This is a genomic window from Micromonospora sp. NPDC047756 (genome assembly GCF_055587245.1).
In genome coordinates this window covers 625,679-650,048 of sequence record NZ_JBVJGQ010000002.1, presented here as the reverse complement: position 1 = coordinate 650,048, position 24,370 = coordinate 625,679, and the positions used below count along the sequence as shown (strand labels likewise).

General features: G+C 71.8%; 18 protein-coding genes. 9 read left to right on the top strand and 9 right to left on the bottom strand.

Annotated features, from left to right (window positions below; translation table 11 throughout):
- Positions 1 to 117: 117 nt before the first annotated feature.
- Together ACZ6NZ_RS08000 and ACZ6NZ_RS07995 are read left to right on the top strand one after the other, a co-directional pair.
- Positions 118 to 1,368, top strand: coding sequence for an HNH endonuclease signature motif containing protein (locus ACZ6NZ_RS08000; RefSeq protein WP_465856879.1), 1,251 nt, complete (start codon positions 118 to 120; stop codon positions 1,366 to 1,368).
- Between the two features lie 347 nt (positions 1,369 to 1,715).
- Positions 1,716 to 3,680, top strand: a complete 1,965-nt coding sequence (locus ACZ6NZ_RS07995; RefSeq protein ID WP_465856877.1) for an ABC transporter transmembrane domain-containing protein — start codon at positions 1,716 to 1,718, stop codon at positions 3,678 to 3,680.
- Positions 3,681 to 3,784: 104 nt separating this feature from the next.
- Here the strand turns inward: ACZ6NZ_RS07995 and ACZ6NZ_RS07990 are convergent, their stop codons facing one another.
- The 4 genes from ACZ6NZ_RS07990 to ACZ6NZ_RS07975 form a co-directional block, all read right to left on the bottom strand.
- Positions 3,785 to 4,300, bottom strand: a complete 516-nt coding sequence (locus ACZ6NZ_RS07990) for a PepSY domain-containing protein (protein ID WP_465856875.1) — start codon at positions 4,298 to 4,300, stop codon at positions 3,785 to 3,787.
- Between the two features lie 106 nt (positions 4,301 to 4,406).
- Positions 4,407 to 4,961 (bottom strand): DUF5872 domain-containing protein, encoded by a 555-nt coding sequence (locus ACZ6NZ_RS07985; RefSeq protein WP_465856873.1) that lies wholly within the window; start codon positions 4,959 to 4,961, stop codon positions 4,407 to 4,409.
- 28 nt (positions 4,962 to 4,989) lie between these two features.
- A complete protein-coding gene (locus ACZ6NZ_RS07980; RefSeq protein ID WP_465856871.1) occupies positions 4,990 to 6,285 on the bottom strand; it encodes a sensor histidine kinase in 1,296 nt (431 codons plus the stop codon).
- Complete coding sequence (locus ACZ6NZ_RS07975) at positions 6,282 to 6,977, bottom strand: response regulator transcription factor (protein ID WP_465856869.1); 696 nt, start codon at positions 6,975 to 6,977, stop codon at positions 6,282 to 6,284. Before ACZ6NZ_RS07975 ends, ACZ6NZ_RS07980 begins: the two co-directional genes overlap by 4 nt.
- A gap of 102 nt (positions 6,978 to 7,079) precedes the next feature.
- Here ACZ6NZ_RS07975 and ACZ6NZ_RS07970 point away from each other — a divergent pair, with 102 nt between their 5' ends.
- Complete coding sequence (locus ACZ6NZ_RS07970; protein ID WP_465856867.1) at positions 7,080 to 7,544, top strand: septum formation initiator; 465 nt, start codon at positions 7,080 to 7,082, stop codon at positions 7,542 to 7,544.
- Positions 7,545 to 7,676: 132 nt separating this feature from the next.
- Here ACZ6NZ_RS07970 and ACZ6NZ_RS07965 read toward each other — a convergent pair whose 3' ends face one another.
- Both ACZ6NZ_RS07965 and ACZ6NZ_RS07960 read right to left on the bottom strand, forming a co-directional pair.
- Positions 7,677 to 7,868, bottom strand: a complete 192-nt coding sequence (locus ACZ6NZ_RS07965) for a hypothetical protein (RefSeq protein WP_465856865.1) — start codon at positions 7,866 to 7,868, stop codon at positions 7,677 to 7,679.
- A 600-nt stretch (positions 7,869 to 8,468) separates the two neighbouring features.
- Positions 8,469 to 12,410: a ThuA domain-containing protein gene (locus ACZ6NZ_RS07960; protein WP_465856863.1), complete on the bottom strand. Its 3,942-nt coding sequence runs from the start codon at positions 12,408 to 12,410 to the stop codon at positions 8,469 to 8,471.
- Between the two features lie 357 nt (positions 12,411 to 12,767).
- Between ACZ6NZ_RS07960 and ACZ6NZ_RS07955 the strand changes: the two genes are divergently transcribed.
- Positions 12,768 to 13,058, top strand: a complete 291-nt coding sequence (locus tag ACZ6NZ_RS07955; RefSeq protein ID WP_357205816.1) for a DUF1540 domain-containing protein — start codon at positions 12,768 to 12,770, stop codon at positions 13,056 to 13,058.
- A gap of 95 nt (positions 13,059 to 13,153) precedes the next feature.
- Here ACZ6NZ_RS07955 and ACZ6NZ_RS07950 read toward each other — a convergent pair whose 3' ends face one another.
- The 3 genes from ACZ6NZ_RS07950 to ACZ6NZ_RS07940 form a co-directional block, all read right to left on the bottom strand.
- Positions 13,154 to 14,614, bottom strand: a complete 1,461-nt coding sequence (locus ACZ6NZ_RS07950; protein ID WP_465856861.1) for a hypothetical protein — start codon at positions 14,612 to 14,614, stop codon at positions 13,154 to 13,156.
- Positions 14,611 to 16,467, bottom strand: a complete 1,857-nt coding sequence (locus ACZ6NZ_RS07945) for a dynamin family protein (protein WP_465857400.1) — start codon at positions 16,465 to 16,467, stop codon at positions 14,611 to 14,613. Before ACZ6NZ_RS07945 ends, ACZ6NZ_RS07950 begins: the two co-directional genes overlap by 4 nt.
- Positions 16,468 to 16,582: 115 nt before the next feature.
- A complete protein-coding gene (locus tag ACZ6NZ_RS07940) occupies positions 16,583 to 17,470 on the bottom strand; it encodes an IniB N-terminal domain-containing protein (RefSeq protein ID WP_465856859.1) in 888 nt (295 codons plus the stop codon).
- Between the two features lie 301 nt (positions 17,471 to 17,771).
- Between ACZ6NZ_RS07940 and ACZ6NZ_RS07935 the strand changes: the two genes are divergently transcribed.
- The 5 genes from ACZ6NZ_RS07935 to ACZ6NZ_RS07915 are packed head-to-tail and all read left to right on the top strand — an operon-like array spanning position 17,772 to position 24,348.
- Complete coding sequence (locus tag ACZ6NZ_RS07935) at positions 17,772 to 19,031, top strand: Hsp70 family protein (RefSeq protein ID WP_366609298.1); 1,260 nt, start codon at positions 17,772 to 17,774, stop codon at positions 19,029 to 19,031.
- A 5-nt stretch (positions 19,032 to 19,036) separates the two neighbouring features.
- The gene (locus ACZ6NZ_RS07930) at positions 19,037 to 21,598 is read left to right on the top strand and encodes a helix-turn-helix transcriptional regulator (protein WP_465856856.1); all 2,562 of its coding nucleotides are present in this window, start codon (positions 19,037 to 19,039) and stop codon (positions 21,596 to 21,598) included.
- A complete protein-coding gene (locus ACZ6NZ_RS07925; protein WP_465856854.1) occupies positions 21,595 to 23,544 on the top strand; it encodes a sensor histidine kinase in 1,950 nt (649 codons plus the stop codon). The genes ACZ6NZ_RS07930 and ACZ6NZ_RS07925 overlap by 4 nt, the downstream gene beginning before the upstream one ends.
- A complete protein-coding gene (locus ACZ6NZ_RS07920) occupies positions 23,541 to 23,990 on the top strand; it encodes a roadblock/LC7 domain-containing protein (RefSeq protein WP_465856852.1) in 450 nt (149 codons plus the stop codon). The genes ACZ6NZ_RS07925 and ACZ6NZ_RS07920 overlap by 4 nt, the downstream gene beginning before the upstream one ends.
- Positions 23,968 to 24,348, top strand: a complete 381-nt coding sequence (locus ACZ6NZ_RS07915; RefSeq protein WP_366609290.1) for a DUF742 domain-containing protein — start codon at positions 23,968 to 23,970, stop codon at positions 24,346 to 24,348. Before ACZ6NZ_RS07920 ends, ACZ6NZ_RS07915 begins: the two co-directional genes overlap by 23 nt.
- Positions 24,349 to 24,370: the final 22 nt, after the last annotated feature.

The following is a 24,370-nucleotide window of genomic DNA, read 5'->3' as shown; positions in this document are numbered from 1 at the left end:
TCGACCGGTCACCCGCCGACTTCCGCAGTCGTACCAGCGCGACACCCTTCGTCAGCCCCCGACAACGGATCGATCATGGTCGACGAAAGTGTCGTACACCTGTTCTAGTTTCGGGTCATGGTCGAGGAGTTGGCGCAGGCAGACGAGGCGGTCGCCGCCTGCGTCGACGCCGCTGCCTGGGCCCTCGCGGAACCCGACCTGATCACCGCGCTCGACGCCGCACACCGCCTTCAACAACGTCTCGCCGCCGTCACTCTCGCCCTGATCCGCGAGATCGACGGCCGCGGCACCGCCCGCACCCAAGGAGCCTCCTGCACCGCGGTCTGGCTCCGCGAACGGCTACGACTGACCATCCCCGCCGCACGCCGCCTGGTCGACCTCGCCACCGCCTTGGACACCAGCAGCCCCGGAATCCGGCAGGCGCTGGCCGACGGCACCATCACCCTCGACCAGGCCCGGGTCATCGCCGACACCGCCACCACCGTGCACGCCACCGCCGGCACCGACGTCGCCGACAAGGCCGTCAGCCTGCTCACCGACTGGGCCGGGCAGTTCGACCCCACCCACCTGCGCAAGCTCGGCACCCGCATCCTCGACCACGTCGCCCCCGACCTCGCCGACGCCGCCGCCCGCGCCGCCCTGGACGCCGAAGCCGCCCGCGCCGCCCGCGACCGCCACCTCACCCTCTCCGAACAGACCGACGGCCGACTCCGGCTCACCGGCACCCTCGACACCGAAACCGCCGGCCTACTCCGCGCCGCCATCGACCCACTGACCGCCCCATCCGGACCAGACGACTCCCGGTCCCCCGGTCAACGACGCCACGACGCCCTCGCCGACCTGTGCCGACTCACCCTCCGCACCGGCGAACTACCCGACAGCGGCGGCGACCCCGCCCAGATCGTCGTCACCACCACCTACGACGGGCTGACCCGACAGCTGAGCAGCGGCACCCTCGACACCGGCCTCACCCTCACACCCGAGGCCGTACGCCGACTCGCCTGCGACGCCACCATCCTGCCCGCCGTCCTCAATGGCGCCAGCCAAGTCCTCGACGTCGGCCGACAACGCCGCCTCATCACCGGCCCACTCCGCCGCGCCCTCGTCCTGCGCGACCGCGGCTGCGCCTTCCCCGGCTGCGACCGACCACCCCGCTGGTGCGACGCCCACCACATCCACCACTGGGCCGACGGCGGCCCCACCAGCCTGACCAACGCCGTCCTGCTCTGCGGCCACCACCACCGACACCTGCACCACAGCGACTGGACCATCCAACTCAGCAACCACGGCCACCCCGAATTCATCCCACCCACCTGGCTCGACCCCGAACAACTCCCCCGCCGCAACCACTACCACCGACGCACATAGGAGCAGCTCAGTCCAATCACCCCGCGTCGAGGCGGCCTGCCAGCGCAGGCTGAGACAGCCGAAGCGCCGAGCGACATCGTTCGGCAGACATCGCGCGGCCGGGCCGGGCAGAGCAGAGCAGAGGCCAGCCCATGGTGGGGTCTGCTGCATCGCGGGCACCGCGCTGTCGTCGGTGATACCGGCTCACAGCAGCCCGCCGTGGTGCTGGAGCGCGGCACCTGTCGTCGTGGACGACGCCGATGCGTTCGTGGGCGACGACCCGTGTGTCAGCCCATTGCCGCAGCCCCGCGCGGCGGCTTGACCTCAAGCTCGGGTGAGGTCCTAACCTCGCGTATCGGAGGTAACGAATGAGCATGGAATTTGCCGCGTGGACGTCTCTGCATCACGCGATGAACGCGCAGGACGAGCGACCACTGTCCCGCGCCACCTTGAAGCGGATCGCGCGGTTCGCACGGCCACACCGCGCCTTGATCGTCAGGTTCCTGCTGCTGAGTGTGGTGACGGCGGTCCTCACTGTGGCGGCGCCTATTCTCGCCGGTCGGGTGGTCGACGCGATCGTCGACGGCGCCGACAGCGGCGTGGTGATCCGGTTGGCGGTGTTGATCGCCGTGATCGCCCTCGCCGAGGCCGGGCTGGGGCTGGTGACGCGATTTCTCTCCGCCAGCATCGGTGAGGGGCTGATCGTTCAGCTGCGGACGGCTGTGTTCGACCACGTTCAGCGCATGCCGGTGGCGTTCTTCACCCGGACCCGCACGGGCGCACTGGTCAGCCGCCTGAACAACGACGTCATCGGCGCGCAGCGGGCTTTCAGCGACACGCTGTCGAGCGTTGTCGGCAACGCCGTCACGCTGATGCTGACGTTGGCCGTGATGCTCACCTTCTCGTGGCAGATCACGCTGCTGGCACTCGTCCTGCTGCCCATCTTCGTCCTGCCGGCCCGCCGGATGGGTTCGAGGCTCGCCCAGTTGCAGCGCGAAGCGGCCGAGCACAACGCGGCGATGAGCACCCGGATGACGGAACGTTTCTCCGCACCCGGCGCGACGCTGGTCAAGCTGTACGGGCGGCCGGCCGAGGAGTCCGCCGAGTTCGCGGCTCGGGCACGCCGGGTCCGGGACATCGGCATCCGCGCCGCGATGCTCCAGTGGGTCTTCATCACCGCGCTCACCGTCGTCGGCTCGCTGGCACTGGCCCTGGTCTACGGGCTGGGTGGTCTCTACGCCCTACGGGGCAGCCTCGACGCCGGGGCGGTGGTCGCCCTCGCGTTGCTCCTGTCGCGGCTCTACGCACCGTTGACGTCGCTGGCCAGCGCTCGGGTCGAGGTGATGAGCGCGCTGGTGAGCTTCGAGCGGGTGTTCGAGGTCCTCGACCTGAAGCCGCTGGTCCTCGACAAATCCGACGCCCGGCCTCTTCCGGAAGGGCCGGTCGCGGTCGAGTTCGACGGGGTCCGGTTCGGTTACCCCTCAGCGGACAAGGTGTCGCTCGCGTCCCTGGAGGACGTGGCGAAGCTCGATACGCGCGGCGGTGAGGAAGTGCTGCACGGGGTGTCGTTCCGCGCCGAAGCGGGGCAGATGGTGGCGCTCGTCGGCTCCTCCGGGGCGGGCAAGTCGACGATCGCGCAACTCGTTCCTCGCCTGTACGACGTCGAGGACGGCGCGGTGAAGCTGGCCGACGTCGACGTCCGTGAACTGTCGGCCGAGTCGATCCGGGCGGCGTTGGGCGTGGTGACCCAGGACGGGCACCTCTTCCACGAGAGCATCCGCGCCAACCTGGCGTTCGCCCAGCCGGACGCGACCGAGGACGAGATGTGGGAGGTGCTCCGGCGGGCCCGCCTCGACGACCTGATCCGCTCGCTACCCGATGGGTTGGACACCGTCGTGGGCGAGCGCGGATACCGCCTGTCCGGCGGGGAACGGCAACGGCTCACCATCGCGCGCCTGCTGCTGGCCCGCCCGCGCGTGGTCATCCTCGACGAAGCCACCGCGCATCTCGACTCCACCTCGGAGGCGGCGGTTCAGGACGCCCTGGCCGAGGCGCTGACCGGTCGGACGAGCGTGGTCATCGCGCACCGACTCTCCACCATCCGGGCGGCCGATCAGATCCTCGTGGTGGAAGCCGGACGCATCGTCGAACGCGGGCGACACACCGACTTGCTCTCGGCCGGTGGGCGCTACCACGAGTTGTACCGCACCCAGTTCGCCCAGGAGCAACCGACGACCCCGGCGCAATCGACGGGCCAGGAGCAACCGACGGGCCAGGAGCAACCGACCGCCCAGGCGCAACCGACGGGCCAGGAGCAGCGGGTCGTCACATGACGCACGCGGTGGTCGATCCGCCCGGGAGGGACAGTTCGACCACCGCGTCACAGCGCGCCGCCGCTCACCGCCGTGGAAGCACCCGGGGTGAGCGGCGACCGCGCTCAGTCGTCGTCGTCGTTGTCGTCGTCGTCGTTGTCGTCGCTGTCGTCAGCGTCGTTGTCGTCGTCGTCCACCGGCTCCTGCTCGGCCTTGACCACCGAACCGTTGTCCCGGTCGACGTCCACCTCGTGCTCGGTGTCGCCGGCGACGATCTCGACGCTCCACACCGGTCGGCCGTTCTCCTTCTCGGCTTCGACCTCGACGATCTGACCGCCACCGGCCTTGGACAGCGCGATCTCACCGGCGCGCTTCTCGTCGACCGCGCTCCCCGCAGGCGCGCTGCCGGTCGACGGCGTACCGGACGGCGTTGCGCTCGACGGCGTACCCGATGGGGTGCCGACCGACGGCGTACCGGTGACTGCCGGCGCGTCGGTGGCCGTCGGTGCGACGGTTGCCGCGGCGAGTGCCGTGCCGCCGGTCCGCGAGTCGTTCGCGGCGTTGACGCCGAGCGCGACCCCGGCCACCGCCAGCACCGCCGACCCGCCGACCGACGCCAGAAGCAGATTGGTGCGCTTCATCGTGGTGTCCACCTTTCCTCGGTTGTCGACTCCGAGGATCGGCCAGATCGGGATAGCACCGCGCTGTCCGGACGCTAAGGCCCGGTTAAGGCGGTCGAGGGCCGGGTCAGCCGCGCCGGTTGAGTTCGGCTTCGAGCCGTTGCACGAGGGTCTTGCGGTCCTTGCTGGCGCGCTCGTTACGCAGCGCGGTCTTGAGCTGTCGGGTGTCCAGGCCACGGACCAGCTTGGCCGCCTCCGCGACCGACATCTCCGTCATCCGGCCGGCCGTTGTGGCGTCCCGACGCGCCCGTTTGGCCGGTCCGGTGTTGGAGACGTACTGCTTGCCCGTTCGAGAGGCTTCGCGCTTCTTCGTGTCGGTCGCCTGCTTCTGGCTCTCCGACATCTCGTCCCAGGCCTTCTTGGGCAGGTAGCGACTCGTCGTGCCGTCCTTGCGGGCACGGGTGTCGCCCTCCTTCGTCTGCCACTTCTCGTTGCCCCAGCGCTGGAGCGCCTTCTGTCGTTCGTCCTTTTGACCCAGGAATCCGCCGCCGCGCCGCTTGTACTCCTGAGTGACCAGCTGCGACTTGCGCGCCGACCACTGCCCCGGCTTGCCGCCCTTGTCGGAGGCCTGGATCTCTTCCTTGATCTGCTCTCTGAGCTCGGGTTTCGTATACCGCGCCATGACTGGCAGCTACCCGGCACCGCCGGGCCTATGCGTCCGGTGGCGACGTCGGCGGGCCGAGCCGGAGCAGCACCTGCGCGCCGCCGTGTGGGCCGGCCCGCAACTCCAGTCGACCGCCGGCGGCCTGCGCGGCGCGCCGGGCGATGTCCAGGCCGAGGCCGGTGGACCCGGCCGCGCTGGCGCCCCGCCGGATCGCCCCGGCGGGCATGCCCGGCCCCTCGTCGGCGACGGTGAGGACCACCTCGCCCGGCTCGCCCGCCGCAGGAGCGAGCCGGACGGCGAACGGCGTTCCGTCGGGGGTGTGCGCGAAGACGTTGCCGAGCAGGGCGTCCACGGCCGCCGTCAGACTGTCGGCGGCCACACCGACGGGAAGAGGGCCGGGCGTCAGGTCGAGGGTGACGGCGCGGCCGGTGTCCTCGGCCAGCACCGACCAGAACGCGACCCGGTCGGCGACGATCGCCGACGCGTCCGAGGCGGCCGCTCGCGTCGGTGCGTGCCGCCACCGGGCCTGCCGGATCAGCCCGGTGACCGCGCGTTCGAGCCCGTCGGCGGCGGCGGTGATCCGGGCGGCGTCGTCCGGGTCACGCAACGACTCCGCCTCCAGCCGCAACGCGGTCAGCGGCGTACGCAGCTGGTGGGACAGGTCGGCGACCTGTTCGCGTTCCTGCACCAGGAGCACCTGGATCCGGGTGGCGAGGTGGTTGAGCGCGCCGGCCACCTCGCGCAGTTCGGGCGGGCCGGCCGGCGTGACGCGGGCGTCCAACTCGGCGTTGGCCAGCCGGTGTGAGACGGCCGAGAGGTCGCTGATCGGCCGGACCAGGGTGCGCGCCAGCCGGTCGGCGACCAACAGCCCGATCAGCACGAGGATCACGCCGAGCAGCGCCAACACCAGCCAGGCCCGGGTGACCCCGGCGGTCAGCTCGTGCTGCGGCACCGCGATCCGGATCACCCCGGTGCCGTCCGCCCGGCCCTGCACGGCGATGACCACCTCACGGCCGGCCGCCGACTCTCCGGTGAGGCTCTGTCCGCGCGCGGCGAGGGCCACCGCGGGCGTACGCGGTGTCTGGGCGCCGAGCACCGTGCCGTCGGGCAGGAAGACGCTCACCGGTCGACCTGACTCCGCGGCGAGTTGCTCGACGGTGAGCCGGATGGTCGCCGCGTCGGCGGTGCCGACCACCGGCACCAGGCTCTGCGCGTCGGCGGTGGCCCGCACGGTGGCCCGGTCCTCGGCGACGGTGCGCACCAGCAACGCCAACGGCACCAGGAACGCGATGAGGGTGAGGACGCTGACCGCGGCGACCAGCAGCGTGAGACGCGCCCTCACCGCTGCGCCGCCGGGGCTTCCAGACGCACCCCGACACCACGCACCGTGTGCAGGTAGCGCGGCTGTTGGGCGTTCTCCCCCAACTTGCGACGCAACCAGGACAGGTGCACGTCGACGGTCTTGTCGGCGCCGCCGTACGGGATCTGCCACACCTCCGTGAGCAACTCACGTTTGGTGACCACCTGGCCCGGCCGGCCGGCGAGATGGTGCAGCAGATCGAACTCACGGGGCGTCAGCTCGACCGCGACCCCGTCCAGGGTCACCTGCCGCGCCCGGGGGTCGACGCGGAGCCCACCGACGACGAGCGCCGGCACCTGCCCGTCGGAGCCGGAGGGGCCCCGCCGCAGCACCGCCCGGACGCGGGCGTCGAGCTGCGCCGCGGTGAACGGTTTGACCACGTAGTCGTCGGCGCCCGCGTCGAGCACCCGGACGATCTCGGTCTCGTCGTCGCGCGCGGTGGCCACGATGACCGGCACCGCGCTGACCGCGCGCAACATCCGCAGCAGCTCACGTCCGTCCAGGTCGGGCAGGCCCAGGTCGAGCACGACGAGGTCGGGTCGGTCCTCCAGCGCGTCGCGGAGCCCGGCCATCGCGGTCGAGGCCGCCGCGACCGCGTGGCCGCGTTCGCGCAGGGCCCGGATCAGTGGGGTACGGATCGTCAGGTCGTCCTCGATGAGCAACAGGCGGGCCACAGCTGGCAGGCTAACCGCTGCCGTCGTCGGTACGGCGCACGTTAACCACGCCTTAGCGTTGGGATGTGCGAACGACAAGGACGGATCGGAGATAGTCAGGGGATGGGCCGTCGTTCGATCCTCGTCGCCACCGGTTGGGTGGCCACCGCCGCCATCGCCACGCTGATCGGCCTGGGCGCGATCCGGTTGGTGGGCGAGAGCCTCACCGGCACCCCGGGTGGGGTGCGCAGCGAGGCCGATATCGAGCGGGCGCTCGCCTCGCCGGAGCCGGTCCCCACGGCCGGGCCGGGCACCGCCTCGGTCCCGCCGGGCACGACGGGCACCGCGCCGAGCGCCAGCTCGGGGGCCCGGCGGGGGTTCGCCACCGACGGCGGTACCGCGGTCGCCGAGTGCGGCGTCGGCGGCGTACGCCTCGTCTCCTGGGCGCCCGCGCAGGGCTACCGGGTCCGCGACGTGGACCGGGGTCCGGACGACGACGTCGAGGTCACGTTCCAAGGGGCGACCCGGGAGTACGAGTTGAAGGTGCGCTGCATCGGCTCGGAGCCGGTGTCAGTCGCCGACGACTGAGTCGGCTGCACACGGAGGTTGTTCCCCTTCGGACATGAGCAGACGTGACCGTTCAAGGCGGTCCCGAGGATGGCCGTCCTCGGGAGCTGGACGCAGCGGTGTCCCACCTGGCCCGCCAGGGTCCGGGCCGTCTCAGCTTTCGTCGCGCGCTTGGTGCGGCCGGTGCTTCTTGATCCACGCTTCCACGTCGGCTCGATCCCAGACCCGCACCTTGCCGCTTGCCACCGTGTCGATGGGTGCCGGGAATGTCGCGCGGTTCGTGATCTCGGTGGCACGGGTGCGCGACACGCCGCCGAGCATGTCCGCGATGTCGGAGAGCGCCACGAGTCTCACATCATGACCGTATGCACGTGTCGGGGGCGCAGGTTGCCACTTGCAAGCTTGACGGTGTGCACGTTGCAGGGGAGGCTAGTGGGGCGATAACCGGATGCGGTCCGGTCACCTGATCGAGGATCGGTGGCCGGACCTGCCCTCCTGGAGGTGGAGCCGTGGCAATGGACGACGGACCCGTGACGCCAGCGCTGGTCATTTGGACCGCGCAACGGGTGATCACCCAGCACCACGAGCCACCGCGCCGCTGCGGGCAGTGCCAGGGCGACCGGTGCGACATGCTGACGTGGGCGCGGGACACGCTCAAGGCGCACTGCAGGTGATCGAACAGGAGTTGCCCCGGTCGGCGTGGGTGCCGATGCTGGCCCGGCAGACCATCGCGCAGCACCAGGCATATGGGTCGTGCTGGCACTGTCGGCCAGGCGGGTGCGCGGAGCTGCGGTGGGCGCGCGACCGGTTGAAGGCGGACCGGGTGGCCGACAACCGCCCGCAGCGTTACGTATCAGGCGGCCACCGGAGCCAATGAGCATCACGTGATCGGGGAGAGTCCGCCCCCACCGCCCATCGGGGGTGGGGGCGGACTTCGGTGGTGGTTCAGCTGGCGTAGGCCTCCAGCTCCCAGAGCGAGTGGCCATATCCGGTGCCCCGGGCGGTGCCAAGGATCCGCAGGTAGCGGCCGTTGGCACCGAGGGCGGTGTGCTCGTCCACGCCGCCGTCGGCCCCGGTCACCGTCTTCACCGTGGTCCAGGTGGTGCCGTCGTTCGACGTCTGGATCTGGTACGCGCTGCTGTACGCCGCCTCCCAGCTCAGCTTGACCCGACCGATCGCGGTGGGGCTGCCGAGGTCGACGCGGATCCACTGCGGATCGGAGAACGTGCTCGACCAGCGGGTGGTGAGGCTGCCGTCGACCGCCTGGGCGCCGGCCACGTCAGCCCCCTCGTTGCTGGACGTCGATGTCGGCTTGTTCAGCAGCAGGTTGCCGCCGGTCGGGGTTCCGGTGCCGCCGTACACCTCGAACTCGAACAGCGAGTAGCCCCAGGCGGTCCCCCGGGTGGTGCCGAGGAGCCGGATGTACCGGCCGGAGCCGCTGAGCCCGGTCAGGTCGTCCACCCCGCCGTCACCGCCGGTCACCGTACGGATCGTGGTGAAGTTGACCCCGTCCGGCGAGGTCTGGATCTGGTAACCACTGCCGTACGCCGCCTCCCAGGTCAGCTTGACCCGGTTGATGGCGTACGTGGCGCCGAGGTCCACGTCGATCCACTGCGGGTCCCCGAAGGCGCTGCCCCATCGGGTTCCGGCGACGCCGTCGAACGCGTTGGCCGCGGTGAACGCGCCCTCGAAGCTGGACGCGCGCGCCGGCTTGCCCCGGGCCAGGTTGGCGCCCGGCTCGGGATCCGGGTCCGGGTCCGGGTCAGGTCCGGGACCGCCGGGGCTGGTGGAGAGGGTGAACTCGTCGATGTCGAAGTACGGGCCGGTGCCCTTGAAGACCAGGAACAGGGTCCGGGTGCCGGTCGGGGCGGTGACCCCACCGGTGACCGTGGCGAAGTTCGCGTACCCGCCGGTGGAGGTGACGGTGGCCGAACCCACCAACGGCCCGGTCGGCGAGTCGACCCGCAACTCCAACGTGCCGCCGCCACCGGCCGGTGCGCCGACCCGGGCACTGAACGACTGGACACCGGTCAGGTTGTACGGGCGGAACGAGATCCAGTCGTTGTTGTCGACGTAGCCGACCGCCGCGCCGCCGTTGCCCGCTGCCCCGGCGACGATCTGGATGCCGGACGAGTCACCGAAGTGCTCGGCCTGGCGTACCCGAGGTTGCAGGACGGCCTGGGTGTGCGTGGTCAGCGCCGGCTGGCCGCCTCCACCCAGGTCGGTGTACTCGGCGTCGATGATGCCGAAGATGTTCGCCGCCGTGTCGTGCTCGCCGTCCTTCGAGGTCTGGATGACCCCGGTGCAGCCCTGCACGCTGCCGAGCTGGTGGCCGTGCGAGTCGTGGCCGAGGACGTAGTTCACCTTCACCCGGGCGCAGTTGATCGCGCCGTCCTGGGCGTCGGTGACGGTGACGGAGAACGGCACGGCGTCCCCGAAGCTGAAGGTCTGCCCGTTCAACGGGGTGTTGACGGTGACCACCGGGGCGCTGTTGCCGACAGTGACGACCACGCTCGCGGTGGCCGTCTTTCCGGTGGTGTCCCGGACCGTCAGCGTCGGGCTGCGGGTCCCGTTCGTGGTGTAGGTGAAGCTCGGGTTCGCCGCGGTCGAGTCGGTGGTGCCGTTGTTGTCGAAGTCCCAGGCGTAGGTGAACGGGTCACCGTCCGGGTCGAGCGTGCCGGCCGAGGAGAAGGCCACGGTCAGCGGCGCGGTGCCACTGGTCGGGGTGGCCGAGACCTTGGCGACCGGTGCTCTGCCCTCACGGGCGTACTCGATGCGGTAGAGCGCCGAGTTGGCGTCGCCGTTGAACCAGCCGGTGCCGTAGTCCAGCACGTAGAGCGCGCCGTCCGGGCCGAACTCCATGTCCATGACCTGGGTGCCGGTCCACGGGAACGGATTGATCTTCAACGGTTGGCCGGACGCGTCGAGCTTGATGTTCTTGATCCAGCGACGACCGAACTCACCGGCGAAGTAGGTCCCGTCGTAGTACTCGGGGAACGCCACGGGCGAGGTGTTGTTGCGGTCGTACCGGTAGACCGGCCCGCCCATCGGCGAGAGGCCACCGCCGGTGAACTCCGGCGGCGAGCCGGATCCGCCGTACGGCAACCAGGCCGGAACGGCCGGCGGCAGCTGGGTGATGCCGGTGTTGTTGGGCGAGTTGTTCACCGGCCCACCGGCGCAGTTGAACTTCGCCCCGGACGGCCCGGACGGGAAGGTGTAGTCGTTGTAGGCGTCGTTGCGGGCGGTGCAGTACGGCCAGCCGTAGAAGCCGGGCCGGTCGATCCGGGCGAACTCGACGTTGCCCGCCGGCCCCCGGTTCGGGTCGGCGGTGCCCGCGTCCGGGCCGTAGTCACCGAGGTAGACGATGCCGGTGGCCTTGTCCACGCTCATCCGGAACGGGTTGCGGAAACCCATCGCGTAGACCTCCGGGCGGGTCCGCGCGGTGCCCGGGGCGAACATGTTGCCGGCCGGGATGGTGTAGCCGCCGGCCGCGCTCGGCTTGATCCGGAGGACCTTGCCGCGCAGGTCGTTGCTGTTCGCCGAGGTGCGCTGCGCGTCGAACGCCGGGTTGCGGCCCGCCCGCTCGTCGATCGGGGTGAAGCCGGCCGAGTCGAACGGGTTGGTGTCGTCACCGGTGGACAGGTAGAGGTTGCCGGCCGCGTCGAAGTCCATGTCGCCGCCGACGTGGCAGCACATGCCCCGACTGGTCGGCACGTTGAGGATCAACGTCTCGCTGGCCAGGTTGATGGTGTTGTCCGCGTTCACCGTGAACCGGGCCAGCCGGTTGACACCCTCCCAGACGGCGAATTCGGCCGGGGTGCCGGTGGCCGGCGCGCCGCCACCGGGGGTGCTCAGTGGTGGGGCGTAGTACGCGTACACCCAGCGGTTGGTGGCGAAGTTCGGGTCGGCCTTGATGCCCTGCAAACCCTCCTCGTCGCCGGTGTAGACCGGCAGGGTGGCGGCGATCTTGGTGTTGCCGGCGGCGTCGGTGTGCCGGATCACGCCGTTGCGGGAGGTGTGCAGCACGCCCCGGTCCGGCAGGACGGTCAGGCTCATCGGCTCGCCGGTCTCGGCCGCGCCCCTGGCCAGCTCCACCTGTTGGAAGCTGCTGGTGACGGTGGGGCCGCAGTCGGCGTCGACCTCCCCCGCCGCGGTCCGGATGCCGCCGAGCAGGTGCTGGCGGAAGTTCGCCTCGCTGTACGAGGCGTCGGTGTGGCCCAGGCCGGTGTACCAGGCTCGGCCGCCGGAGTAGTTCTGGCACCAGGAGATCGGGTGGTCGGCACCCATGCTGCCGCCGGTGTAGGTGGTCTCGTCCAGGGTGGCCAGCACGTGCGCGTTGCCCCGGGGGTTGGTCCGGTAGTTGTACAGCTCGTCGAACCGGCTCCACCGCTGCGGCAGCCCCGCGGTGGACGGGTGCACCTGGTCGGCGACCTTGACCGTGACGGTCTGCTCGGCCGGGTGCGAGGCGAAGTACGCCCCGACCAGTCCCCCGTACCAGGGCCAGTCGTATTCGGTGTCGGAGGCGGAGTGCACGCCGACGTACCCACCACCGCCGGTGATGTAGCGCTCGAACGCGGCCTGCTGGGCGGCGTTGAGAACGTCGCCGGTGGTGGAGAGCCAGATCACCGCGGCGAACCGGTCCAGGTTGGCGTCGGTGAACCCGGCGGCGTCCTCGGTGGCCTCGACGGTGAAGCCGTTTGCCGCACCGAGTTGCTGGATCGCGGCGATGCCCGGGGTGATGGATCCGTGCCGGAACCCGGCGGTCTTGCTGAAGACCAGCACGGTGAACGGTGCGGCACTGGCAGTGGGTGGCGAGGCGACGATGCCGCCCGCCACGAGGATCGCGCTCAGCGCGAGGCCGAGCCACGATCTCAGGGATCTGCGCACAGTGGGGTCCTTTCGCGGTGCGGGGGGACGGCGTGCGCCGATCACGCCAGGCGGTGGTGGGACGAGACATGTGAATGCATCGTTGCGGTCGGATCACGGCCGCGTCAAGCACTCTCCCAGCATCCGTGAGAGCGTTATCTCCGCAGGTCAGGCACGACCGTGTGAGGTGAGATCGAATAACGGTTTTCGGGCCACGATCCCTCATCGGGGACTCCGGTGCCAACACCTGCGCCTGAGTCGCCGTCATCGGCGGTTAGGCAAGGCTGGCCTACGCAAAACATGCCAAAGGATGGGGAATTGTCCGGTCGGACCCGGGTATGGAGATGAACCGGTGCCACCGACGGAAGCGAGATCGTCATGACCGACATGCTGGAGATGCCGCGGGTACACGAGTGCACCGTCACCGACTGCGGCTACAACCACGACGGCTGCCACGCGTTCGCCATCACCATCGGGCAGCAGAACGCCAGCTGCGCCACGTTCATCGACACCTCGGCCAAGGGCGGGCTGGACCGCGTCATCGCCCAGGTCGGTGCCTGCAAGCGGTCCGACTGCCAGCACAACGCGGAGCTGGAGTGCCACGCGCCGTCCATCCGGGTGGGTCCGGGCCAGGACATCGCGGACTGTCAGACGTACGAGCCGCGCTGATCCCGGCGCGACGCGGGTGAGGGCTACGGCTGTCACCGCCGTCCCCCACCCGCGGCCCGACGCCGGCTGCGCGGGTACGCCCGGCCGACAGGTGCTCAGCGACCGCCCGCGGCCAGCTCGGCGATCATCCCCTCGCAACTGCGGACGACGACCTGGGCGCCGCGGCGCTGGGCCAGCGGGAGCAGCGGATCCTCCGACCGGTCCCGCCACCGCCACTGCGCCTCGGCGGCGACCTCCCAGAGCTGCCGCACGTCAGCCTCATGCTCGACACCGAGTCGAGCCGCGAGGCCCACCCCGTCGCCACCGACGAGCCGTTGCGCCTCGGCGGCCAGCTCCGCGTCGAAGCCCAGCCGGGTGTTGCGCAGCGCCACCAGCAGGCGCAGCTCCCGGAACTCGTGCGCGCCAGCGAGGATCTGCTCCACCGCGCCGACCAGCTCGGCGGAACCCCGGGTCGGCTCGGCCCGCAGCAGCGCCTCCACCGCGGCCAGCGCAGACCGCGCCTTGAGGGCGTCGCGGCGATCGATGAAGGACCGCGTCACCGACTCACGCAGCTCGGTGAGACCACTTCGCCGAATCAACTCGGCGGAGAGCTTCACCCGGCTGTCGAACCCGCTGCGCACCAGCGTGGTCGCCAGCCGGACACCGAAGACCCCGAACCGGCCCAGCAGCGCGGCGCGCACCTCGGTGTCCAGCCGTACCGGCAGCTCACCACGGAGGAAGCGGTCGGCGGAGATGAGGTGGGCGTCCAGCTCCGCCCGAGGCACCTGGGCCAGGGTCGCGAGCGCGGCGAAATCGGATTCACCGAGCAACCGACCGGCCAAGCCGATCATGCCGCTGCACGCCACGACGTTGACACTGAGCGCGTTCACCCTCGGGTCGCGGTAGTGCCGGCGAGCGAGCTGGCGGGCCGTGAGCAGCCCGTCGATCCGGCCGCCACCGGTCTCGTCGGCGCGGGACAGCACCACGATCACGTTGACCGGAGCGGACTGCCCGACGGCACTGTCCCGTGCGGACTCCAGCACCCGCAGGTCGCTGTCGCGACCGTCGCGGGTCAGGTACAACACCGCGTCCGAGTCGCGCAGCACCCGCTCCAACACCGGCGACCGGCCCTGCTCGGCGCCACCGGTGACCGCCGGAGTGTCGATGAGCGTGATCTGCCGCAGCGCCCGCGTCGGCCACCGCACGACGATGTCCCGCACCTCCCCCGTGCCCCAGCCCAGATCCACCCGCAGCCCGGTTGCCGACTTCACCACCGCCAACTCCTGCGGTGGCTGCCCGACCGGGTAGGCGGTGGCACGCGGCGCGGCGCCGTCCTCGTACCAGGTGAAGGCTCCGTCCGCCCGCTCGACCGGCGCGACCTCCTCGCCCATCAACGCGTTGAGCACCGTCGACTTACCTGATCGCCACGGGCCGACGATGGCGATCCGCAGCGGCTGCTCCAACCTGGCCACCTGTTGCCGAAGCTCGGCGACGGCCCGGGGATTGTCCTGGTACAGCTCGATGGCCTGGTGCAGCAACCCCCACGCCGCCTCGTCCAGGCGCACTCCCACAGTCATGCCTGCGGCTCCAACAGCAGCGGGGCGGAACGGGCGCCGGTCAACTGCTGAGCCTGCTCGTACACCGCCGCCAGCCTGGTCATCTTCTGCCGGATCTCACGCTGCCGCTGCTCGCGCACCGAGGCATCGGTGTCGGCCTCCTGCTTCGCGCTGCGGAACGACTGCACGATGGCCTCCTGCAGCTCCTCGGTCAGCCCGGTGAAGTGGTCCCGCAGCATCCGCTGCACCTGCCGGACGGCGTCGCGGCAGTCTCGGATGATCCGGACGAAGAAATCGTCGACATGCCGCTGGATGGCCGTCTTGACCGTCGCCTGCCGCCGACGGAGCAACTGCTTGCTCTCGTCCCGGATGCTCTTGCCGCCGAAGAGCGCCCCGATGCCGACCGAAACCGGATTGATCATCGGCATGCCGGCCAGGGTGGTCGCCAGACCGAACATCAACATGCCGCCGTACGAGCCCTTCATGCCGGTGAACAGCTTCTGACCGGTGGTGAACCTGTCGATCGTCGGCCGTTGCAGGTCGGGCAGTCGCTCGCCGATGTCGTCCGGCATCGTCATCGACCAGGGCGGCAGCACGTCGTAGCCGTACCTGTCGAAGTTGGCGGCCACCCGCCGGGCGATCCAGTCACAGCGCTGGATCAGCCACTCGTGGTTCGCCTCCGCCGCCTCCACCAGGCTGCGCTCCAGCCAGTCCTGGAAGGTGTCCCAGGCGACCAACGGGTCCGCCGTGTCGAACGCCTCGTCCACCGCGCGCAGGATCTGTCTGGTCCGGTCACGCAGGTCGTACTCGAGGTCGGCCAGCAGGTCGGTGATCTCGTCGGTCAGCGTGTTCTGCCACCGGGTGGAGCACCGGCGCAACTCGTCGACCTCGCGCTGCGCCGCGTGCAGCCGGGAGATCGGCCCGGACTGCTCCTCGGCCTCCTGGGTCTCCAACTCGGCGCGCAGCGGCGCGGCCAACTGCTCCACCACCGTCCGGGCCACCGTCTGCACCGCCGCCCGGGCCAGGTGGTCGGCCTTCCCGGCCAGGTCACCTTGCAGGCGGGCGATCAACGCGGGGAAGCCCGACTCGGCGTTGAGCCCACGGTCGTCGGCGGCGGCCGCGCGCAGTCGCAGCGCCGCCGAAACCGGGATCAGCGTCGCCGTAACCCCCGCCTCGGCCAGGTGCTGCCGGTTGCGCTCGGCGACAGCCCGCCAGTCCGCCACCAGGTCGGTCTTGCTCTGCACCACCACCACGTTCGGATGCGAGCGCATGATGTGCAGCAGCATGTTCAGCTCGGCGACCGACAACTCCCGAGTGGAGTCGGAGACCAGCAGCACGGTGTCCGCGCGGGCCGGCGCGGCGACCGAAACGGCAGCGCCGACGCCGGCGACCTCGTCGGTGCCGGGAGTGTCCACCAGCACCAACCCGGCACCGAGCAGCGCACGGGGCAGTCCGATCTCCACGTACGCCGGGCCGCCGCCCGGCCGGCGACCGACCAGGCCGGCAACGCCCGCCGCGACCTGGTTGAGCGCCACCGGGGTCCGCTCGACGGCCACCGCGTCGACGGCGCCGCTGCGCTGGCCCGGCTCTGATGGCGGCGCCTGGGCCACCGCCGCGGTGGGGGCCTCGGCGTGCCGCACCACGGTCGGCAGGACCGTCGTCCGGCCGTCGCCGACCGGGCAGGCCGGGGCGTTGATGATCGCGTTGATCAGCTGACTCTTGCCCTGATTCGGCTCGCCGATGACCAGGACACGCAGCGTCGGATCCAGCAGTTGCGCACGCTTCTGCCGCACCGTCTGGAGTAGGTCACCGCGACCGTGTGCACTGCACGTGCGGGCGATCTCGTCCAGCACGTCCAACCAGATCCCGGCCATCACCGCACCAAGTGTGCGGATTTCGGCTCAATTATCAAGAGGGACCGGATGTGGAACCGGGAAGGGCCGGATCGCCCGAGACGATCCGGCCCTTCGCTCCGACCGGAGATCCGGATCAGAGCAGACCGCCGGTGATACCCAGCAGCCCGTGATCGGTCGAGGCGTGCGAGTCGCCGCCGAGCACACCATCGGTGACCCCACCGGTCACGTCACCGACCGTGTCGGTGACACCGGGGAGGAGGCTGTCCACCTGGTGCGTCACGCCGCCCACCGTCGACGGCACGTCGAGCGGCGGGACCCCGCCGACGATGCCGTCGCCGTGCCCGAGGCCCAGCCCGCTGAGGGTGTCGTCGACACCGAGGGAGCTGACGACCCCGCCGAGCTGACCGTGGGTGCCGGAGAGGACACCACCGGTCAGGCCGCCGCCGATCAGGTTCGAGTCGGTGACGTCGCCGAGCAGACCGCTCGGGTCACCGACGGTGCCGGTGACGTCGCCGAGCACCGGGTCCGCGATCGCGTCCACCGGCTGCACCACGTCGGCGTCGAGGGTGTGCGCCACGTCGGAGACACCGGCCAGGTCGGTGTCGAGGCCGGACGGTCCGACGCCCAGACCGATGCCCGGCAGTACGGTGACCCCGGCGGCGGCGGTCGACGGGTCGACGGCGATGGCGCCGAGCACGCCGGCCTTGACGTCCACCCCGCTGGGCGAGCTGGTGACGCTGATCTGCTGCGCCACGCTCTGCAACTGACCCACCACGTCGGTGGTGTCGGTGAGCAGCGGGTCCAGCCCGAGCTGCCCGACCGGCGAGGCCAACGACGCGAGACCGGCACCCGGCGCGTAGTCGACGACCAGCGGCACGACGTCCTGCACGTCCGCAGCGGTGATGTCGGTGAGCCCCGCGCCCCGCAACGCACCCTCGGGGTCGAGGTCGAAGGCCGACCGCGCATCCGGGTTCGTCAGTAGGTCGAGCACGAAGTCGTGGAGCGTCTGCTGCGAGTCCATGTGCCGGTTCTCCTCGGATGTGGCATTGGCGGGGTGTCGTACGTCGACGGTGACGACGCTATTGCCGGGGCGCGCCCCCGGGCATCGGGGCTGAACCCGCATCCGGGCCGGTTGAACTAGGGGCTGCGCCACCTCGTACGTTAGGGGGACAGGGGGAAACCGTCCCGACGAGATTAGGGTCCCGACCAGGGTCTGATCTCTGGTACGAACGTAGGAGCCCGCGGGGTTCGCCGGGGGTGGGTCGTCGGGCAGCCGACGCCATCGCCACCGACCGGCTGACTCACGGGGAGAGACAGAGACGATGCCGTACGTCCTGGGGATAGACATCGGAAGCAGCAACACGGCCGCCGCCGTCGCACGGCGACGCGGCGCGACCTGGACCCGTCCCGAAGCCGTCCCGCTGAGCGCCGGCTCACCTCTCATGCCTTCGGTGCTGTGCCTGGTCGAGGACGGTTCGCTGCGCGTCGGCGAGCCGGTGACCGACGACGGCAGCCGCATCACCCGGGACTTCGTCCACCGGATCGGCGACGACGTGCCGGTGCTGCTCGGCGGCGAGCCGTGCGCGCCGCAGACGCTGACCGCCGAACTGGCGGCGTGGGTGGTGGAGCGGGTCCACGCCCTGGAGGGCGGGGCGGCCGAGGCGATCGTGCTCAGCCACCCGGCAGGATGGCGCCCGTACCGGCGGGAGGTGTTGCACCGGGCCCTGTCGGACCTCGGCCTACGGCACGTGACGTTGTTACCCCGCACGGTCACCGTCGCCGAGAGTCACGCCGCTCGGGGGTTCGCGGGAAGCACTGCCGTTGTCTACGCCCTCGGGGGCAACAGTTTCGAGGCGGCTCTGGTGCGCCGCACCCCGCGCGGCACGTACGAGACGTTCGGCACCCCGCAGGGTCTCGACTCGGTCGGTGGCGCCGACTTCGACGAGGCGCTCGCCGAGCATGCCCGTACCGTGCTGGCCCGGGAGTTGGCCGCGACCGGGCGTCGCGGCGCCCAGGCCGCGCTGCGCGGGCTGCGCGCGGAGTGTGACCGGGTCAAGCGGGTGCTGACCGTCGACCTCACGGCCGACGTGATGCTGACCCTGCCGAGCGGCCCGGCGCGGGTGCCGGTGACGCGGGCGCAGTTCGAGGCCATGATCCGCCCGACGGTGCAGGCCACCGTCGACCTCCTGCTCCGGGCCGTGAGCAGTGCCGACCTGACCCCGGCCCAACTCGACGGCGTCCTGCTGGCCGGCGGCTCCACCCGGGTCCCGCTGGTGGCCGAACTGATCGGCGCGGCTCTCGCGGTGCCAGTCGAGGTGGAGCCGGACGCACAGTTGACCGCCGCCACCGGGGCGGCGATGGCCGCCTGCCAGGTGGTGTCACCACGCCCTCGCCAGCCACCGCCGGCCCGAGTCCCGGCCCCGGTCAGCGGCGCCGGGCGGGCCACCCTCCCGGCACCACGCCGCCCTCACCACACCGTTCCGGGCGATCCGCCACCGCGGCCCCCGGTGCGGGTCCTCCCACTGGAACTGCCGAAGCCGTCCCGCCTGGCGCTGGCCCGCGGCCGCGGACGCGAAGGATGACCCCGATGATCATGAAGGACCTCGCCGCGCCAGGGTTGATCCTGGACCGGGGTTTGCAGGCGCTACTGGACACTGTCGCGCAGGACCCGAGCGGCCCACTCGCCGTCGGCGTCGCCGGCCCGGCCGGTCACGGAAAGACCGCGTTCCTCGCCGAGCTGGAGCGCGTTCACCAGCGCGCCGGGATCGCCGTCCGCACGACCGCCCCGGAGCCGGACGAGCCGGTCGACCCCGACACGGTGGTGCTGGTCGACGACGCGCACCTGCTCGACGACGCACGGGCCGAAGCACTGCTGCGTCTGGTCGCGGGCCGACGACACCGCCTGGTGGTCGCCCACCGCCCGTGGCCGCGTTCGGCGGCCTTCAGTGAGCTGGTCGACGCTCTGCGACGCGACGGGCAGTCCGTGCTGCTCACACCGTTCACCCGGGAGCAGACCGCCGCTCATCTCGCCAGCACGCCCGAGCTGGGCCGCCCGGCCGACCTGGTCGACTTCGTCCACACGCAGACCGCCGGCGTACCCCGCGACGTGGCCCGGCTGGCCCGCGGCCTGGCCGGCGCGGAAACCCGCACCGGCACGGTGGACCCACCCCGCTCCGTCATCCTCGAATTCGGTCCGGACCTGGACGTCCAACCCCCCGGGGTACGACGACTGCTGCTCGCTGTCGCGGCCGGCGGGTCGCTGCCGGTGACCATGCTCGGCGCGCTGCTGGGCCGGGACCCGGCCGGAGTGGACGACCTGATCGCCACGACGAGGGCGGCTGGGCTGCTCGGCGCGGACGGCCGGCTCGCACCGATCGTCCGGCGAGCCGTCGCGACACTCAGCCCCACCACCGACCGGACAGCGGTCTGGCGAGGGCTCACCGAGTTGCAGCTCGCCCGCGGTGGCGCGGTGTTGCCGCTGGTCCGCTCCCTGCGCGCGCTCGGCGCGCTCGGCGACTGCCCGGCCGCGACCCTGGCCGCCGCGGCGGACGAGGCGCTGGCCGACGAGCCGGCGTTCGCCGCCGAGCTGTTCGCGGCGGCCACGGCGGCCGGCCGGCCGCCCAACGCGCAGCAGGCGCTCGCCGTCGCGCTCGCCGGTGACCTCGACGACGCGCTTCGGCTGGCGGACCGCCTCCTGGCCACGGCCGCTCCCCCGGATCGCTCCGAGGCGGCCGTGGTCGCCGCCACCGCCCTGGCTCACCGTGGTCACATCGGTCGCAGCGTCGAGCTGTTCCGGTGGTCGGGCACCGCCTCGGCGGCGGCGTTCGCCATCGTCGGCGGGTTGGCCATCGGTGACCCGGCCGCCCGCACCGAGTCACCGGCGGCCGACCCGGCAGGCGACCCCCCGACCCTGCACGCCAGCGCCGCCCGACTGATGGCCAACGGTGTACGGGAGAGCGTGACCGGCCCCCCGACCGCCGCGCTCTCCGCGCTCGTGCAGGCCGCCGCGCTGCTGGAGCCGGACGGCCGGGCGGCGCTGCTGCCGGACAGCCCGGCGGCGCTCGCCGCGTTGACGGCAGTGCACTGCGGTGAGCTGGAGATCGCCGAGCGGGTGCTGCACCGCGCACTCGCCGCCGGTGTCGGAGGCCCGCTGATGGCCCGTCGCCACCGGCTGTTGCAGGCCTGGATCCTGATGGTCCGTGGCGAGATCCACGCCGCCGGCGAGCGGCTCGCCACTGTGACGCTCGACGGGCGGCCACTGGAGTCACGCGACCAGCTCTTCGCCGCCGCGATCCGGATGGGCATCGGCCGGCGCAACAGTGACCTCGGGGCGCTCAAGCGTGGTTGGGAGCAGGCGCTGGAGGCCGTGGTGCGGCACCCCGTCGACCTGTTCACCCTGCTGCCGTTGGGTGAGCTGGCCATCGCGGGCGCACGGCTGGGTGACCTGGCCCGGCTGGAGCCGTACCTGCACCAGGGGCGTGAGCTGCTCGACCGCCTCGACGACCCACCTCTGTGGAGCGTTCCGCTGCACTGGAGCGAGCTGCACGCCGCCATCCTGACCGGCGAGCCGACGATCGCCGACCGACACGTCACGGCATTGCTGGCCGCCGCCGGCCACAGCCGGTACGCGGCAGTGGTCGCCGCCGCCGCGGAGAGCTGGGTGGAGGTGCTCCGGGGTGTCGTCGACCCGATCCGGGTGGAGGCCGCCGCCCGGGGGCTGCACGACACCGGGTTGTGCTGGGACGGCGCCCGCCTCGCCGGGCAGGCCGCGATCCGCACCGCGGACCGACGGGCGATGACCACGCTGCTGGAATGCGCCCGAGCGTTGCAGGGGCGGCCCTCCGGCGGGCAGACCGGGCAGACCCCGACGGCCGGTACGAGCACGGCGCGGATCGCCGGCCCCACCCAACACGGCCTGAGCGACCGCGAGTACGAGGTCGCCGAGCTGGTGCTCGCCGGATTGACCTACCGGGAGATCGGCGATCGGCTCTTCATCTCGGCCAAGACCGTCGAACACCACGTGGCGCGGATGCGTAACCGGCTCAACTGCGCCAACCGCACCGAACTGCTGGCGCTGCTGCGCACCCTCGTCGCCGACCGGGCCAGCGACACGGCCGGGCAACCGTGGCCGCAGCGGGCGACCCGATGACCCGTGACGACGTCCGGCTGATCCGGACCAGGCTGGCCGTGCTGGCCGCCGTGCTGGTCACGCTCTGGTCGTACACGGCCTACGTGTCCAGCCAGGACGCCGTCGACCTGCTGCGCGTGCGGGCGCTGGCGGACACGCTGGGCCAGCCCATCGACCGCCTGATTCTGAGCCTCCAGACGGAACGCCGGATCACCGCCGAGACGATCGCCGGGGCGGGGCGGACGACCCCCGAGCTGGTCGGGGCCCGCGAAGGCACCGACCGGGCCGCCGCCGAGATCCGCGCGTTCACCAAGGGCCGCGACCTCCGGCTGCTCAGCGCCGGCACGGTCCGCGACCGGGCCGGCGAGCTGGTCCGCCGGCTCGACGGCCTGGGCACGACCCGGTCCCTGGTCGACACCGGGCGGCTCGAGCAGGGGGCGGCAGTCGACGGGTACGACGAGGTCATCGACATCGCCTTCGGGGTGTACGGCCCGGAGTGGGCCGCGTACGAGAGCGGGTTGGCCGCCGACACCCGCGCGGTGATCGCGCTGGCCCGCGCCCGGGAGTTACTGGCCCGGGAGGACACGCTGGTCAGCGCGGGCCTGGCCGCCGCCCGGCTCGGCGCCGACGAGCAGCGCCGGCTGACTGCGCTGGTCAGCATCCAGCGGTACGCGCACACCGAGGCCGCGGCCGGGCTTCCGCCCGACGGCCGGGCCGAGCATCAGCGCCTCGCGGCCGGGCCCGAGTTCGCGGCTCTGCTCGCCCTGGAGGACCGGCTGCTGCAGGGCGGCACCGCCAACGCCCTGACCGGTGTCACCGTCCAGGACTGGCGGGCCGCCGCGGACGCCGCCCTCGGCGCGCTGCACACAGTGGTGACGAACACCGCCCGCGGCAGCGTCGAGCGGGCCACCCCCGGTGCCGCCATGCTCATCGCGCGTACCGGTGCCGTCGTGGGGCTCGGCCTCATCGTCGTGCTCGTGCTCCTGCTGAGCTGGGCGGGCACCGTCCGACGCCTGACCGACGAACTGACCAGAAGCAACACCGATCCCTCGACTCCGGTACCGGGCACGCCGGCCGCACCCCGCGACCCGGCGACGCCGGAGGCTGACACCGCGCGGGAGCTGTTCCTGGGGTTGACCCGACGCAACCAGGTCCTGCTGCGCGACCAGCTCAGCCTGCTGGACGGGATGCAACGTCGGGAACGGTCCACCGAGGAGACCGGCGAGCTGTTCCAACTCGACCACCTCACCACCCGGGTCCGCCGCAACGTGGAGAAGCTGATCACCCTGGCCGGCGCGACACCCGCCCGCCGCTGGCGACGCCCGGTGCCACTGCTCGACGTGGCACGCGGCGCGGTCGCCGAGGTGCCGGACTACCACCGGGTCCTGATCGCGCCGCACTGGCCGTGGTCGCTCGCCGGACCGGCCGTCACGGACGTCATCCACCTGCTGGCGGAGCTGATCGAGAACGCGCTGGCCTTCTCCGGGGCGGAGACCACCGTCCGGGTCAGCGGCGAGCACCGACCGCAGGGATGTGCCCTGATCGTCGTCGACGATGGGCCCGGCCTGGACGCCGCCGCGCTGGCCGAGGCGAACCACCTGCTCGGCGATACGCCACCGGACGGCCCGCCCGCGGGCCGCACCGGTTGGTACGCGGTCGCCGTACTGGCCGGCCGCTGCGGTGCCCACGTCTCGCTGCACCCCAGCCGGCGCGGCGGGACGGCCGCTGTCGTGCTCCTACCCTCCCGGCTGATCACGGTCACCGACACCGGCCGCATCCCGGCCAACGCACCACCCGGCAGCCCGTACCCACCGGCCCACACCGACGCCGACCTGACCGGCCCGGTCGGCAACGGCGGGCTACCGACGCGGGTCCGTCACCCCGGGCCGACCGGCCCGCAACACGGCAGGACCAGCCTCGACACGGTCGAGTTGCCGGTCGCCAGAACAGCGAGGAGACAACAATGACGTCTGCAGTGGTCACCGACAACGGCCTGACCGACGCCCTGAACAACCTGGTCGACCGGGTGCACGGCGCGGAGTTCGCAGTGGTGCTCTCACCGGACGGGCTGCCGCTCGGTGGCTCGCGGCGGGTGGGCGCGAAGCTGGCCGAGCAGATCTCCGGCGTGGTCGCCGGACTGATCGCGTTGGGACTGGCCGCCACCCGGACCTGTGACGCGGGTCAGCTGCGTCAGGTCGTGGTGCAGATGTCGCGGGCGTTCCTGTTCATCGCCACCATCCCGAACGGGACCATCCTCACCGTGCGGATCGCCGGTGACGACGTCGAGGTCGGTGACATGGCGTACGAGGTGGCGCTCTTCGTGGGGCAGGCCGAGCAGCACCTGCCGATCACGCTGGGCCCGGCCTCCTCGGTGACGATCGGGGACACAGGTGCACTCCAGCGGCGCCGCTGACGAGGCGTGGTACGACGACGACGCGGGCCCGGTCGCCCGGCCCTACACGATGACCGGAGGGCGTACCGCGCCCGCACGCGGCCAGTTCGACCTGATCTCGCTGGTCGTCGCCCGGCGGGGGGTCACGCCCCCCACACCGCTCTTCCCTGAACAGGCGCGCATCGTCGAGCTGTGTCACCATCCAGTGTCGGTGGCCGAGGTGGGCGCCGAGTTGGATCTTCCGCTGGGGACGGTCCGGGTGCTGCTCGGTGACCTGCTCGCGGCCGGGCTGATCGAGACGCACGAACCGCCGACGCTGTCGGAGCTGCCGACCGAGGACCTGCTCGAGGCGATACTCGTCGGGCTTCGCGGGTTGTGACCGGGCAGACGCTGACCGCGAC